Annotated in this window: 12 protein-coding genes; 7 read left to right on the plus strand and 5 right to left on the minus strand. The window is 41.1% G+C overall.

All coding sequences use genetic code 11. The features are described from left to right. Positions 1–3: 3 nt before the first annotated feature. The 4 genes from HCN54_RS13770 to HCN54_RS13785 all read left to right on the plus strand — a co-directional run bounded on the left by HCN54_RS13770 (position 4) and on the right by HCN54_RS13785 (position 3390). The gene (locus tag HCN54_RS13770; RefSeq protein ID WP_072980506.1) at positions 4–372 is read left to right on the plus strand and encodes a hypothetical protein; all 369 of its coding nucleotides are present in this window, start codon (positions 4–6) and stop codon (positions 370–372) included. 115 nt (positions 373–487) lie between these two features. After that, on the plus strand, positions 488–1294 hold the full coding sequence (locus tag HCN54_RS13775; protein ID WP_167598233.1) for an MbnP family protein: 807 nt from the start codon (positions 488–490) through the stop codon (positions 1292–1294). 46 nt (positions 1295–1340) lie between these two features. Continuing rightward, complete coding sequence (locus HCN54_RS13780; RefSeq protein WP_167598234.1) at positions 1341–2390, plus strand: cytochrome-c peroxidase; 1050 nt, start codon at positions 1341–1343, stop codon at positions 2388–2390. Between the two features lie 13 nt (positions 2391–2403). Next, complete coding sequence (locus HCN54_RS13785; RefSeq protein ID WP_167598235.1) at positions 2404–3390, plus strand: transporter; 987 nt, start codon at positions 2404–2406, stop codon at positions 3388–3390. A gap of 119 nt (positions 3391–3509) precedes the next feature. Here the strand turns inward: HCN54_RS13785 and HCN54_RS13790 are convergent, their stop codons facing one another. The 5 genes from HCN54_RS13790 to HCN54_RS13810 all read right to left on the minus strand — a co-directional run bounded on the left by HCN54_RS13790 (position 3510) and on the right by HCN54_RS13810 (position 7927). Continuing rightward, entirely contained in the window at positions 3510–4064 is a 555-nt protein-coding gene (locus HCN54_RS13790; RefSeq protein WP_167598236.1) for an HPP family protein, read from the minus strand. Positions 4065–4304: 240 nt separating this feature from the next. Next, on the minus strand, positions 4305–4667 hold the full coding sequence (locus HCN54_RS13795) for a hypothetical protein (protein ID WP_167598237.1): 363 nt from the start codon (positions 4665–4667) through the stop codon (positions 4305–4307). Between the two features lie 204 nt (positions 4668–4871). After that, complete coding sequence (locus HCN54_RS13800) at positions 4872–6191, minus strand: sigma-54-dependent transcriptional regulator (protein WP_167598238.1); 1320 nt, start codon at positions 6189–6191, stop codon at positions 4872–4874. Further along, positions 6191–7267 (minus strand): sensor histidine kinase, encoded by a 1077-nt coding sequence (locus HCN54_RS13805; protein ID WP_167598239.1) that lies wholly within the window; start codon positions 7265–7267, stop codon positions 6191–6193. Before HCN54_RS13805 ends, HCN54_RS13800 begins: the two co-directional genes overlap by 1 nt. A 78-nt stretch (positions 7268–7345) precedes the next feature. Beyond that, the gene (locus HCN54_RS13810) at positions 7346–7927 is read right to left on the minus strand and encodes a hypothetical protein (RefSeq protein WP_167598240.1); all 582 of its coding nucleotides are present in this window, start codon (positions 7925–7927) and stop codon (positions 7346–7348) included. A 350-nt stretch (positions 7928–8277) separates the two neighbouring features. Here HCN54_RS13810 and HCN54_RS13815 point away from each other — a divergent pair, with 350 nt between their 5' ends. From HCN54_RS13815 to HCN54_RS13825, 3 genes are all read left to right on the plus strand, one after another. After that, positions 8278–11301, plus strand: a complete 3024-nt coding sequence (locus tag HCN54_RS13815) for a beta-L-arabinofuranosidase domain-containing protein (RefSeq protein ID WP_167598241.1) — start codon at positions 8278–8280, stop codon at positions 11299–11301. Positions 11302–11468: 167 nt separating this feature from the next. Further along, the gene (locus tag HCN54_RS13820; RefSeq protein WP_167598242.1) at positions 11469–11768 is read left to right on the plus strand and encodes a hypothetical protein; all 300 of its coding nucleotides are present in this window, start codon (positions 11469–11471) and stop codon (positions 11766–11768) included. Positions 11769–11931: 163 nt separating this feature from the next. After that, positions 11932–14292, plus strand: a complete 2361-nt coding sequence (locus HCN54_RS13825) for a TonB-dependent receptor (RefSeq protein ID WP_240924892.1) — start codon at positions 11932–11934, stop codon at positions 14290–14292. Positions 14293–14315 lie beyond the last annotated feature (23 nt).

Genomic DNA, 14315 nt, shown 5'->3' on the forward strand with positions numbered 1-14315 from the left:
AGGTTGAAAATATTCTGGTTTCTTTTCACTGCGCTGATGGTGTTTCGCCCGGTTGCGCCCCTACTCGACTATATGGTCAATTATGATTATATAGCTGATGAGCTGTGCGTAAACCGCGACCGTCCCGAACTTAATTGTAACGGACGCTGCTACCTCATGAACGCCCTTGCCGAAGAAGCTTCGAAGAAAAAAGATGCGCAACAACGCGAAGGAAAACTTAACTTTCAGTTGAGCATCACCTATTTTGTATCTGAAACAGATTGGAGTTTTGAGTTGCCGCAAGCTGCCACCAAAACGCAACCTACAGATCATTATCTTTTCAAAAAAATTGAGGGCTTTACAGCCGCTTTGCTAAAACCTCCCATTTCTTAATACCCCATTCTTCTTGCGCACGTGGATTATAATGCTGCGTAGCGCTATTTTTTTAAGGGCGAGTTATCGCCTACACTTCCCTATTGGGATTCTATTAATCCATATTTATTAAGAAATGAAAACTATAATAAAACTTCAATTATTAATCTTAACCCTAGCACTTACTGTAAGTTCGTGCTCTTCAGACGATGATGCAACTCAAGAATTATCTGGCGAAAACAACCTCACCATCGAGTTTGATAACAGTGTAAATGGTGACGATTTGCTGCTAGGCACATCATCATACACCAACAGTAATGGCGAAACCCTTACCATAAATCGCTTCAATTATATCGTGAGCAACTTTGTGCTTATTGATGCTGAAGGTAATGAATATGTTTACCCAAAAGACGATAGCTATTTTGTGATTTCTGAAGAAGAAGCGATGAACGAAGTAGTACTTGAGAACATTCCTGCGGGCGATTATGTCGCAATGCGTTTTGGTGTTGGAGTAGATCAAGAAAAATACCTTCAGGGCGCCGAAGGTCAAGGAGATTTTTTACAAATCGCTGAAGAAACCGAAATGATGTGGTCATGGCAAGCCGGTTATAAATTCTTGAATTTTGAAGGGACCTTTACCTCTGCTACCGTAACCGAAGCTACTAATTTTCAAATTCACATGGGAAGCCACGGTAGCAGCCTTGACAATTATAAAGAAGTAACTGTTGAGCTACCTACAACCGCTTTAGTGAGTGAATCGCTAAGTCCTATCGTGCACTTTGCTGTAGATGCTAACGAAATTCTAGACGGGAATACTAAAATTCTTCTTTCAGAAAAAGCAGTGGTAATGATCGATGAAGTTAAGAGTCCGCAAATTGCGGTGAATGCTACTGGAATGTTTCGTGTAGACCACGTTCATAACGGCGAAAACATCGAGCATTAGATCTAACTAGATTCCTGTACAAACAGGTTTCAATTAAAGTTACACTATGAAATCATTGCTTATAAGCTGCTGTGCTTTGCTATGCATTTTTGCTTCGTGCAGCAGCAATGATGACGCAGAATACATTGCAATCGACGAAGCTTTGGCGCTAGAGCTTCCTGATAATTTTCCGGAGATCAATTATGACCTCAGCGCGAATCCGCCTACCAAAAACGGAGTAGAACTGGGTAAAAAGTTATTTTATGACGGAAAGCTTTCAGCTAACGGATTTATCTCTTGCGGTTTTTGTCATGAGCAGCGTTTTGCCTTTACGCATCACGGGCACCAATTTAGTCACGGGATCGATGATCTTGAAGGAACGCGCAACGCTCCGGCAATTCAGAACATGGCTTTTCAAACCGAATTTGCCTGGGATGGCGCGACCTCACATCTTGACCTGTTTCCTATTATTCCTATAACTAACGAAGTAGAAATGGGAGAAACGATGACTAATGTGCTGAGCAAGCTGCAGGCAGATAGCGAGTATCAGCGCTTGTTTGCTTCGGCTTTTGAAGATGCTGAAGTTTCTAATGAAAACTTCTTAAGAGCACTCGCTCAGTTTATGGTAACGATGATCTCTTCAAACTCCAAGTATGACAAATATGTACGCAAAGAGGAAGGTGGCGAATTTTCAGACTTAGAAAAAGAAGGTCTAGCTGTTTTTGAATCAAAATGTGCTACCTGTCATGCAACCGATTTGTTTACTGATAATTCATTTAGAAATAATGGGCTCCCACCCTATCCGGGCATTGATGACATTGGGCGCGCAGAAGTAAGCGGAAGCGCAGCAGACAATTATAAATTTAAAGTTCCCAGTTTGCGCAATGTGGCAATTACTGCGCCTTATATGCACGATGGCCGCTTTGGAAGTTTACAGTCGGTACTCAATTTTTACAATTCTGGCGTACAGGAATCTGAAACCTTAGATCCTATTTTACAACAAAATGAACGTTTGGGAATTGCGCTCACCACAGATGAGCAGGAAGCACTGATCGCTTTTCTAAATACCCTTACCGATAATGAGTTTCTGGAAGACGAGCGTTTTGCAGAATATTAAAATCAATAGAAACATGCTAAAATATATAAGTTCTTGTTTTATACTATTGGCAACTTTAATGGTTTATGCAAATACACCCATTGAAGATCCAATACCTTCGGCTGTTAATCCATTCTACAAATATGATTATGAAGAATGTGATTTTTGCGGCTGCGGAAGCACCGGTGGCGGAATGGGCTACGGCACTATCGGAAATGAAAATTTCATCGGTATCCGTTACATCTATCAGCGCTATCAATCACGCGACGGAATTTTTAATAACTCGCCTTGGGTTGAAGAGAATTTCAATACGCTACAGCTTTGGGGGAAAATTCCCGTGACTGAAAAGCTAAGTGTAACCGCGATTTTACCTTATCATTTTCACAACCGTAATTTTGTTGACGGCTCCTCGCAAAGCATCGATGGGATAGGTGATCTTAGTGTTCTTGCTTTTTATTCACTCATCACTCCTAAAGTAGATGGCCTTTATGCCAATCAGCAAACCACCTTTAAACATATGCTTGAGATTGGTGGTGGTGTAAAAATGCCCACCGGCGCTTACGACCGTGCCAATAATGAAGGTAGTGTAAATCCAAGTTTTCAGGTAGGAACAGGTAGCTGGGATTATATTCTTGCCGCAAATTATTCGGTGGGATATGAGACTTGGGGATTGGGCGTTCTGGCCAATTACACCTTTAAAACCGAAAATAATGCGGATTATCATTTTGGTAATCAATTTACGTATGGTGTCAATGTTTCTAAAGTATATAACACCTTAAGTATTGATAAGATCATTCCTTATGCGGGATTAGCAGGCGAAGTTTACGCCGAAAATGAAAGTTACGGCTTGCCTGTGGCTGACACTAAAGGGAATGTTATGTTTGCCCGATTAGGCGCAGAGATCTCATTCGGAAAATTAGGAACCGGAGTGAATGTTATGCTTCCGGTGCATCAAGATCTCAATGCCGGAAACGTTGAAGCCAAATACCGTTTAGGTTTACACTTAAATTACATGCTCTAAGTAAACAAAACTTGCTAGTTTTAGCTCCTTAGCAGCATAAATAAAAACGGGCTACCGCAAGGTAAAGCCCGTTTTTTATTGAAATTCACCACAAAAATCAATTTGCTTTTAAGTAGGTACTATCGCTTTTTAAGCGGATAACTTCTATGCTTGGTAAGATTGTTGAATACGAGTGCTGTGAGGTATAAAATGAGAGCACCGGATAATACTGGTGAAAGCGCGTAATAATAACCCAGTTCTTTTATTTTGGATGTTCCTATAATTGCAATGAGCGCCGTGGCTCCACCGGGAGGATGTAGTGTTTTTGTGAATTGCATCGCTAAAATAGATAACGCAACTGCAAGTGGTGCTTCTATCCAAACAATATCAGGAATCCACTTGGCTACACTCACACCAATAAGTGCTGAAATCAGGTGACCTCCTAAAAGGTTACGCGGCTGTGCCATCGGACTATTTATCGCCCCGTAGACTAGCACACTTGATGCTCCAAATGAGCCTATTAAAAATATGTTTTCAACTTGTAGCAAATAATGCGACTGGATATAGGCAATGAGCCCAATCCCCATAAAAGCCCCTAGAAATGACCAGAAATACTCTTTGTAATCCACAAAAGTTTCTCTGTAAATAATATATTTCGAAATTCTAAACGTGCGTTTTACCGTCTTTTTAGGCATTAGTATTCTTTTCTTCTAGTTCAAAAAGAAACCCACTCCCAGACAGGTAATCCCTACAACACGCCGTCAGGAATGGGTGGTTTAATTCAAAATAAAGCTTTAAGCAAAGAGCTCGTAAAAAGTGAGAGAAACGCGCCCGTTATAACAGAAGATTCCAAACTGCCTTAACAAGCGCACACTAACTAACTGACTATATGTTTCTCTCTTTTTCGTTTTAGTTTATGGCTAATTAACTAAACACTACTTCAACCTAAGCTCTCCGGCAGCAAGCGCTTCCTTAAAATCTACACTTACTGTATTTACGGTATTGAAGAATTTTTTTCCGTTTGCGAGCTTTACATCAACTTTTGCGATACAACCATTCTCCATAATCACATCGGTCACTTCAACTTCTTGATTGATAAGCGCTCGGTAATTTGCAATACCACCGCGTTTGATGATAAAATTGCTTTTTGGAAAATTAAAATGATCGTAAGAGCTGTGCGCCGGCTCAGCAATTTTGAGAACATCTCCTGCTTTTACTTTTGGAGTTTCACACGTTTCTTGTGCTTGTACAGATACAGTTCCCAGGGCCAACGCGGCTATTAAAAATAAAGTTCTCATAGTATTGATATTTATAGTTATTAATTATTTGATTTTCTTGCCTATATAAAGGCAAGGCACGTGCCAATACTATAAAACCCTATCAATACTATTTTTCAAAATACTGAATTTCAGTTATTTATATATTTTTAAACATTTTTAGCTGAAGAATGCATTCGGATAATTTTTACACAATACGGGTAAAAATTATCCGATTTTCACTGCTTAATTATCTAATTTATGTCGCAAGGTTTTGCGAGTTATCTGAAGAATTTCTGCTGCTTTTGTTTTGTTATTTCCGGTAGATCGAAGCACTTTTTTAATGTAGTCGCGTTCCATTTCTGCCAGAGAAACCAATTTGTTTTCCGGCATTTCAAGGTTGTATTTTAAATGATCAGGAAGATCTTTAACGCCTACCGCTTTATCACACATAATCACCGCCCGCTGAATTATATTTTCTAATTCTCTAATATTTCCGGGCCAGGTGTACCGCTTGAGTATCTCGAGTGCCTCTGGATCAATACGTATAAAGCGATCTTTATATTCTACCCCGTATTTAAATAGAAATTTATCTACCAATAGCGGAATATCAGACATACGCTCGCGCAAGGCCGGCAAAGGAATCTCTACAACACTCAGCCGGTAATACAAATCCTCTCTAAAGGTTTGTTTTTTTATCATTTCCCTTAGATTGTTATTTGTAGCTGCGATGACCCTGACATCTATTTTTTCGGGCTTTTGTGCGCCCACGCGAACCACTTCCTTTTCTTGCAAAACCCTAAGCAGTCGTGCTTGTACCGCCAACGAAGCATTCCCTATTTCATCTAAAAAAATAGTTCCGCCTTGCGCAGCTTGAAACGCTCCCTTTCGGTCTTTATCTGCACCTGTGAAAGCTCCTTTAGTGTACCCAAACAATTCGGCTTCCAGAAGATTTTCAGGTATACCCCCGCAATTGACAGGGATAAATGGTGCTTTGCTAAACTTACCTTCGTAATGAATTGCCCGGGCAACAAGCTCTTTACCAGTACCACTTTCACCGTTGATAAAAATGGTGGCTTTATTGTCTTTTACCCGGTCTATGATCTGTAAAACTTCTTCTATCTTTTCTGAAGCACCTATAATTTCCCCGTGTTGCTTGGGCTTTGCCGTATCGTTTTTGACAACCTCCTTACTTGACTTGGGCAACGCCTTAGCTACGGCGGCTTGCAACTCACCTTTGGTAAACGGTTTAGTGAGGTATTCTACTACGCCAGACTTTATCGCCTTTAAAGAATCTTGTACCGAAGGAAAGCCGGTAACCACCAGTTTAGGCAAATCAGGATAATGCTCGGTAACAAATTTGATAAGTTCAAAACCATCTATTTGAGGCATTTTTAAATCAGTGATCAGCAGATCTACGTGCGTATCTTTTAAGATTGCAACCGCCTCTTTTACAGAAACAGCTCTGTAGGTATGGTAATTCCAGCTGTGCAGATGCCGTTGCAGCAATTCTAGAATGTGCAAATCATCATCTACGATCAATATATTTTCTTTACGTAATCTCATTATTTGGGTAAACTTACTTTAAAGGTTGCTCCTTTATCCTTATTATTTTTTGCCGAAATGCTTCCGTTATGGCTTGTTACGATTCCGTGAACCACGCTTAATCCCAATCCTGCACCTGAACCTGTGGGCTTTGTCGTAAAAAAGGGTTGAAACACTTTCTCTAACCCTTCATCTGAAAGCCCCGGGCCTTCATCAATAATTTCAAGATAAATTGTTTCGGCATCTTGATTCACTTTGATCTGCACCAAACCATCAGGTGGTGAAAAATAGATCGCATTGATGGTCAGGTTAAACAAAATCTGGGTAAGCTGCACCGTATCAACTTCGAGCAGCATTTCTTCATCAGCGATGGTCACCGTGTAACGCACATTTTCTTTTCTAAAAGTTGCGTCGAGTAAATTCATCGCCTCCCTGACCTGCGGCACAATATTGACCAAAGTTTTTTCTTGAGGCATTGCTCTGGAGAAAAACATAAGCTTTTTAACCACTTCTCTGGAGAAAATCGCGTTCTTGATAATTTTATCTAAATCCGCAGCCACCGAAAAATTTTCTTCCAGATCTTCTTTGAGCAATTCGGCGAAGCCTAAAATATTAGCCAGCGGCGTGTTGAGTTCGTGCGCAATCCCAGCTGTCAGCTCTCCAATGATCGCTAATCGGTCTGCGTGTTCCATCTGTTGACGCAGTCGTGCTGCATTTTGTTTACTGGCTACACGATCCAGATAATCGCCAATTTTAATCCCAATGTTATCTATAAGCGGTTGCTCTTCAGGCAAAAAGTCTAAAGATTCCTTGTTCAAATAAACCTTGATGAATCCTTCAACCGCATCAAAAACTTTAATTTTTGTGGAAAGAAATTTATCGGTTAAAATAGTTCCTGTCGCAACATGTATCGAACCTTGCTCAATCACGACTTCGGTATCTTCAGGATACTGAAACCCCACTTTTATACTTTGCGCGATAGCCGTAAATGTTTTTATATGTTCTTTAGGGTCTGCATCAACTAAAATTGAAGAAACTTCATACAAACATGTCAATTCTTTAATACGTTCTTTTAACGCTGCCTCAATAGTGCTCATTGAATCCATTTAGATTTCTACTAAGTTAGTTAACCTTTTTACAATATGAGAATCGGCCGTCTAAGACTGTGCGATTAATTAAGCCTTGACACTCTTTTTAGCTTTATAAAAAACAATGATCTGTAATGCAATCCCAATGCAAATGAGAAAGAAGATTTCAAAATTGGCGATCATATTACTCATATCAAGCGATTTTTGCGCGCTAGTTGTGAGGTTTCTGCTTTCGGTGATCTGAATTTCAGACAACTTGTTTAAATACTCTTTTAAGTTTGCGATCTGACGCTGCTGTTGAGCAACCATTTCAGGCTGTACTGACCGTGTCTCTAACTTCTGTAAGGCGACAAAATCGCTTTTAAACTGACTGAGAAGTTCTGCCTCAGAACGCGTGAGTTTGGTAGTTTCAAAATCGGCTATCAAATCTTCAATAGCGGTATTGGTAGTTTTAGATCGATTATAGGTTTGCTGCGCCAGCATTAGTTCTTTCTCGTGTAGAGCTTGGGCAATTGAGAAAATATAGCCTTGAACTAAGACACGATCTTTAAAAACTTCGTTGACGGTTTCCTGTGCTTTTTCAAAATGATGCTGATCGATTCTATTGGTTGCTAACACCATTAAAAACACGACCAAAAGCGCTAAAAATGTATGTATTCTACGTGCCATAAACTCAAAAATTTTAAAATGTGATGAACGTCAACACTCTTAAAATCAAAAAGCTATCCGAAATACCTTTGAAAAATTTAAAAAACTGAAAAACAATGCCTTACAGACACATATCAATTTGACACAGAAGTTACACTGCGTAAAAATTACCCGCTTTGGATACAACCGAACCACTTTAGATCAATAACCTCTAACCATTAAAACTTTATCACTTCTATAAACCGCAACAGAAAAATGGCTTTCCGGCATCTTTGCTAAAAAAATACCAGTATTGACTAAATTATGAGCAAAAGCAAGTAATTCAATACGATATATTTACAACACAATTGCAACGCGTCAAGCCTATTATTATGAAATTCTCCAGAATATTTTATGTTTTCTTACTTTCTGTCTTAAGCCTTAACAGCACCACATTAGTTGCTCAAAATGGGGATCAAACGCTTGATGGAATAGGTGAAACAGCGCTTATTGCACGCTATATTTTTGATGGAAATGCTAAAGATTGGTCGCGAAATAATCTGCACGCCACTTTATCCGAAAATGCCGAATTTACCACTGACTCCACTTTTAAAAAGGTGCTTTCTTTAACTGACGCGGCGTTTGTTCAACTCCCGCAAACCACCTTAAACAGTATGGAATCCTTGTCGATCTCCACTTGGATTCAACTCGATCAAAATACCGAAAACCAAACACTGTTTGATTTTGGTAAAGATGCAGCCCGGCATTTTTATGTTAATCCGGTCTCAGGAAATGTTGTTTTAAAATCGAACGCTAACGCTCTTACCGGTACTTTTTCAAAACTAAATAGTGATACTTGGGCGCATCTTGCAGTAATTGTAGATGTTACTGCTCAGCGCTTAGAAATCTACCTCAACGGGGCTTTGGCTTCTCAAAAAATGTTGAGCGCACTTGACTTGAACACCATAATCAATACTGAAAATAATTACCTGTACTTAGGCAAATCACTTACTGCTTCTGAGGGTAGCCTACAAGGTAAGCTGCACGATTTTAGAATCTACCGAATACCACTGAGTCAGAATCAAGTTAAAAACATTTACGCCATCGCCACCGGAAAAGAAGAAAGTATGGTCAATGAGCGTCACGAGCCTGAAGATAACCTTCCGCAGTTTGCTAATGATGTACCGCAATTGTATAATAACTATTTAACAGGTGTCTCAGATCTTACGGTAGAAACCGTCGTGGGCCAACTTCCCCGCTTGCCTCGTTTTGTTGACGCAACCTATAAAATACCGGTAAACACAACTAAAGTTCGCGTGATCTGGCCGGCTCCAACAGATAACAGCAGTGTGCTACAAACGGGAACTTATGAAATTACAGGCCAAGTGTTAGGTACTTCTTTTAAGCCTAAAGCGACCGTGGTGGTTAAAAAAGGTAATGCCCAAGAAACACCGCAACGCACCCTTGAAGCGTTTGCTTTAAATGAGGTAAGCCTTGATGCAAACCGTTTGGGCCAAAAGTCAAAATTTATTGAGAATCGCGATAAGTTTATCACTACACTGGCCGGCACCAACCCTGACTCGTTTTTGTATATGTTTAGAAATGCATTTGGGCAACCACAACCTGAAGGAGCAACACCTCTTGGCGTTTGGGATACGCAAGAAACAAAACTTCGCGGCCACGCAACCGGGCATTATTTAACCGCGATCGCCCAGGCCTATGCGAGTACCGGCTATGACAACACACTTCAGCAAAATTTTGAAGCAAAGATGAATTATATGGTTAATACGCTTTATGATTTATCACAACGCTCGGGAAAACCAACAACTGCAAGCGCAACTTTCGTTAGCGATCCTACTGCCGTTCCTACCGGTCCAAATAAGGAAATTTACTCATCAGATTTAAGCGAAGCGGGTATTCGTACAGATTATTGGAATTGGGGTGAAGGGTACATTAGCGCCTATCCGCCAGACCAATTTATAATGCTTGAGCACGGCGCAAAATACGGTGGTCAGGAAACACAAGTATGGGCTCCTTATTACACCTTACATAAAATTCTAGCCGGACTTCTCGATGTGTATGAAGTAAGCGGAAATGAAAAAGCATTACATACCGCAGAGGGAATGGCGAGTTGGGTATATGCCCGTCTGAGCCAACTTCCTACGGAAACGCTCATCACAATGTGGAATACCTATATCGCCGGAGAGTTTGGCGGCATCAACGAGTCGCTTGCCCATTTATACCGTATAACCGAGAATGAAAACTATCTGAAAGCAGCGCAGCTCTTTGATAATATCAAGGTATTTTATGGCGATGCTGAACATAATCACGGACTCGCAAAAAATGTAGACACTTATCGCGGTCTGCACGCCAATCAACACATTCCGCAGATTATGGGCGCATTAGAATTATATCGAAATTCAAAAAATGCTGCCTATTATCATATCGCCGATAATTTTTGGTATAAAACTAAAAACGATTATATGTATAGCATTGGCGGTGTCGCGGGTGCTAGAAATCCGGCAAATGCAGAATGCTTTGTCGCCCAGCCTGCTACCTTGTATGAAAATGGGTTATCAGCCGGTGGTCAAAACGAAACCTGCGGAACCTACAACATGCTCAAATTAAGTCGTGGTTTATTTCTCTACAATCAGCAACCCGAGTTGATGGATTATTATGAGCAAGCGCTTTATAATCAAATCTTGGCATCGGTGGCAGAGCATACTCCGGCGAATACGTATCATATTCCGTTGCGTCCCGGCTCTAAAAAACAGTTTAGCAATGCAGATATGAGTGGTTTTACCTGCTGTAACGGAACCGCGATAGAAAGCAGCACCAAGCTTCAAAATTCGATTTATTTTAAAAGTCAGGATAATAAAGCACTTTATGTAAATCTCTTTGTTCCATCTACTTTACAGTGGATCGAACAGCAGATCAGTATTCAACAAGTGACGGCATATCCGCAAGAAGATCAAACCAAATTGATCATCAACGGAAAAGCAAAGTTTGATTTGCATTTGAGAATTCCCGGTTGGGCAACCAATGGCATCGAGGTCAAAATCAACGGAAAAATTCAAAAAACAAATGCTAAACCCGGCAGCTACCTGAAGCTTAGCCGAAGCTGGAAAAATGGCGATACTGTAGCACTAAAAATGCCATTTAGCTTTAGGCTAGATCCTATTATGGACCAAGAAAATATCGCAAGTCTGTTTTATGGGCCCGTACTTTTAGCGGCACAAGAAGAAGCCCCACGCACCGATTTTAGAACAATCACGCTCAACGCCGAAGATCTCGGAAAAACTATTACCGGAGATCCAAAAGCCCTGGAGTTCACTATAGATGGCACAACTTTTAAGCCCTTTTTTGAAACCTATGACAGACATTCGGTTTATTTAGATGTTCAGCTCCAGCAGTAATAGCCCTCGAGTGTATTCTCATTGGTGGCTGCTAAATAAGATCGAACGACCAGCACACGGAACTCCGTATTCAAATTAACGCAACTTTGTTGCATAAAGTTGAGACGGAATTCCTATTTTTGCCGCGCTATCGCAGTATTTAGATAGCATTGTGATGGTATCGCACTATGAACGCACGAATAAAACAGTACATCTCGCTTTTATTCCTAGCCTTTTTTCTTACTACGAAAATGGCCGGTCTTCACGTGCTTACTCACGAAGATACAGATGTAAAGGACGACTGTGCGATTTGTCACGTTTTGGTAACAGAGCATCAAACTGCTGTTATCTTACAAGAGCCTGAAGCATTTGTTCCTGATTCTTTTTACCCAGAATATCAAGAAAAACAGCCTATTACTACTGCTGTTTTTTACCAAGGAACATCATATTCCTATCACCTATTTTCCCGGCCTCCACCGGCAGCATAATTTTATCCTCTTTTATTAGAATACAACCTCAAAAGCATAGCGCTCTTGTGGCTTGTCGTTAGGTATTGATTCCTATTGACCACTTGTATTGTATGAGAAGGATAACCCTCTGATTTCCCTATTTCCCTTTTCTAAGGAAGTTTAATCCTTATTCTTTTTACGCATGCTATTCAGACTACTGGTTGTATGTCTAAGTCTTGTACTTAGCACATATTCCTTTGCGCAGCAAACCTCGATCGTTAAAGGTTCTGTTGTAGATTCCTCTTCATTAAAGCCACTTTCAGGAGTTACCATTCTGGGCGAAAACACGTATGCCGTTACTGATGATTCGGGTGCCTTTCAACTGAAAAGTCCTAAAAATTCAACGGTTTTTGAAGTTTCGCATTTGGGTTACGCTTCCACAAAATTCAAACTTAACACCAATCAAAGCACACCTTTAGTCATCAAACTCAAGCCTAGCAGTACCTCGCTAGACGAAGTTTCGGTACAAGGAAAGACCAGTTCGCGTATCGAGAAAGAATCGGCTACTGTTTCCGTATCCGTTGATGAAGAATTTCTTCACGCCAATCGTGAAAATAGCCTGATGCAAACCCTTAGAAAAATACCCGGCGTCAGCACGATGACCATTGGTTCTGGACAATCTAAACCTACGATCAGAGGACTTGGATTTAATCGGGTAAGCGTGGTGCAAAACGGGATCAAGCACGAGGCACAACAATGGGGTAGCGACCACGGCCTTGAGATCGATCAATACGGCATACAAGACATTCGCATTATTAAGGGGCCGGCTTCCTTAATGTACGGTTCTGATGCCGTTGCCGGTGTGGTAGATATTCAGCCTTCAAAAGCACCTGCGATCAATTCGTTTGGCGGAGAAGTCAATGTTCTGGGTGAAACCAATAATGACCTTCTCGCAGTCTCTGCTGGAGTACAAGGCAGAAAAGAAAAATGGTACTATCGGGCGCGGCTTACCTATCGGGATTATGCCGATTTCAAAGTACCTACTGACCGTATTAATTATGAGAATTATGTCTTTGAGCTGTATGATAACGACTTGAGAAATACCGCCGGTCGCGAAGCTAACGGAAGTTTCAGTTTTGGGTATGTAAGCGACAATTTTAGGTCTGAAACCTTTGTAAGCAACGTCAATGCAAAAAACGGATTCTTCGCCAATGCGCATGGACTTGAAGTGCGTTCTTCAAACATTGATTATGACTCCTCAAATCGTGATATCGACCTGCCTTTTCATAAAGTAAATCACGTTAAAGTCACCAATAATACCACGATTAATCTGAATGAGCACACTTTGCATTTTGACCTGGGTTATCAAAATAACCAGCGTGAAGAACATTCTGAGCCGGTGCCTCACGGTTATATGCCTACACCGCCTAACAGTAGAGAACGCGTGTTTACAAAAAACACATATTCCCTAAACGCGAAAGATATTTTTAAAGTTGAAAATCACACCCTTTCTGCCGGAATCAATACCGAATTACAAAACAACAACATTGGCGGCTGGGGATTCTTGATTCCGGCGTATGACCGTTACACTGCCGGAGCTTATTTATTTGATCATTTTGAATTAACCGAAGATATACACTTGCAAGGCGGGTTGCGGTTTGATGCGGGACGTGTAGCAACCCAAGCGCATTATGACTGGTACCGCTCGCCACGGGACAATCCTGATGGGTCTACCTCAAACGTATATCTGCAACGCGCCGAAAACAGAACTCTTGATTTTGAAAGTTTTAGCGGCTCGGTGGGCGTTAGTTACATTCACGGGAACACCACCTATAAACTCAACGCCGGAAAGAGCTTTAGAATGCCGCTCGCGCACGAACTCGCTTCAGACGGGGTGAATTATCATATGTATCGCTACGAGCGCGGAAATCTTGATCTGGATCCGGAGGCTTCGTACCAACTGGACGCCGAAGTTACCCATACTGCGGGCAGATTCAATTTTGGGGTTAGTCCGTTTCTCAACTACTTTGAAAATTACATTTACCTCAACCCAACATCAAGTTATGTTGAAACGCTTCAGGTGTATGAATACACACAGGCTGAAGTCTTCCGGACCGGTGGAGAAGTAACCGCAGGAATGCAGGTCTCTCAAGATTTTCGTTTAGACGCTTCCGCAGAATATGTGTATTCAAGACAAACCAGCGGACCAAAAGAAGGATTCACTATTCCGTTTTCTCCCCCATTGATCGGGATGCTTTCCGCAAATTATAACCTGGGGAATTGGAGCCTTTTTGAAGACGTGAATCTTAATGCCGACTTGCGTGTTGCGGCAGCGCAGACAGATATAGTGCCCCCCGAAGAAATCACAGCAGGTTACCAAATGCTCAACCTCGCGGTGATGAGCAAACTCAACCTGTTTAACAATCAAAACCCCACGTTGTTGCGCGTAAAACTCAACAATGTGTTCAATACAGAATATTATGATCATACCAGCTTTTACAGGCTCATCGACGTGCCGGAAGCCGGAAGGAACCTATCGGTTTCGTTAACCCTGCCTTTTTAAACTCTTTTATTAATTAATCAATA

Origin of the sequence: Leeuwenhoekiella sp. ZYFB001 (assembly GCF_011784865.1) — a bacterium.
In the GTDB taxonomy this organism is placed as follows: Bacteria; Bacteroidota; Bacteroidia; order Flavobacteriales; family Flavobacteriaceae; genus Leeuwenhoekiella; species Leeuwenhoekiella palythoae.

What these genes read in the sequence shown, in the direction of transcription:
- HCN54_RS13775 (WP_167598233.1), top strand. Translation starts at nt 488, where the DNA reads ATGAAAACTATAATAAAACTTCAATTATTAATCTTAACCCTAGCACTT.
- HCN54_RS13780 (WP_167598234.1), top strand. Translation starts at nt 1,341, where the DNA reads ATGAAATCATTGCTTATAAGCTGCTGTGCTTTGCTATGCATTTTTGCT.
- HCN54_RS13785 (WP_167598235.1), top strand. Translation starts at nt 2,404, where the DNA reads ATGCTAAAATATATAAGTTCTTGTTTTATACTATTGGCAACTTTAATG.
- HCN54_RS13790 (WP_167598236.1), bottom strand. Translation starts at nt 4,064, where the DNA reads ATGCCTAAAAAGACGGTAAAACGCACGTTTAGAATTTCGAAATATATT.
- HCN54_RS13795 (WP_167598237.1), bottom strand. Translation starts at nt 4,667, where the DNA reads ATGAGAACTTTATTTTTAATAGCCGCGTTGGCCCTGGGAACTGTATCT.
- HCN54_RS13800 (WP_167598238.1), bottom strand. Translation starts at nt 6,191, where the DNA reads ATGAGATTACGTAAAGAAAATATATTGATCGTAGATGATGATTTGCAC.
- HCN54_RS13805 (WP_167598239.1), bottom strand. Translation starts at nt 7,267, where the DNA reads ATGAGCACTATTGAGGCAGCGTTAAAAGAACGTATTAAAGAATTGACA.
- HCN54_RS13810 (WP_167598240.1), bottom strand. Translation starts at nt 7,927, where the DNA reads ATGGCACGTAGAATACATACATTTTTAGCGCTTTTGGTCGTGTTTTTA.
- HCN54_RS13815 (WP_167598241.1), top strand. Translation starts at nt 8,278, where the DNA reads ATGAAATTCTCCAGAATATTTTATGTTTTCTTACTTTCTGTCTTAAGC.
- HCN54_RS13820 (WP_167598242.1), top strand. Translation starts at nt 11,469, where the DNA reads ATGAACGCACGAATAAAACAGTACATCTCGCTTTTATTCCTAGCCTTT.
- HCN54_RS13825 (WP_240924892.1), top strand. Translation starts at nt 11,932, where the DNA reads ATGCTATTCAGACTACTGGTTGTATGTCTAAGTCTTGTACTTAGCACA.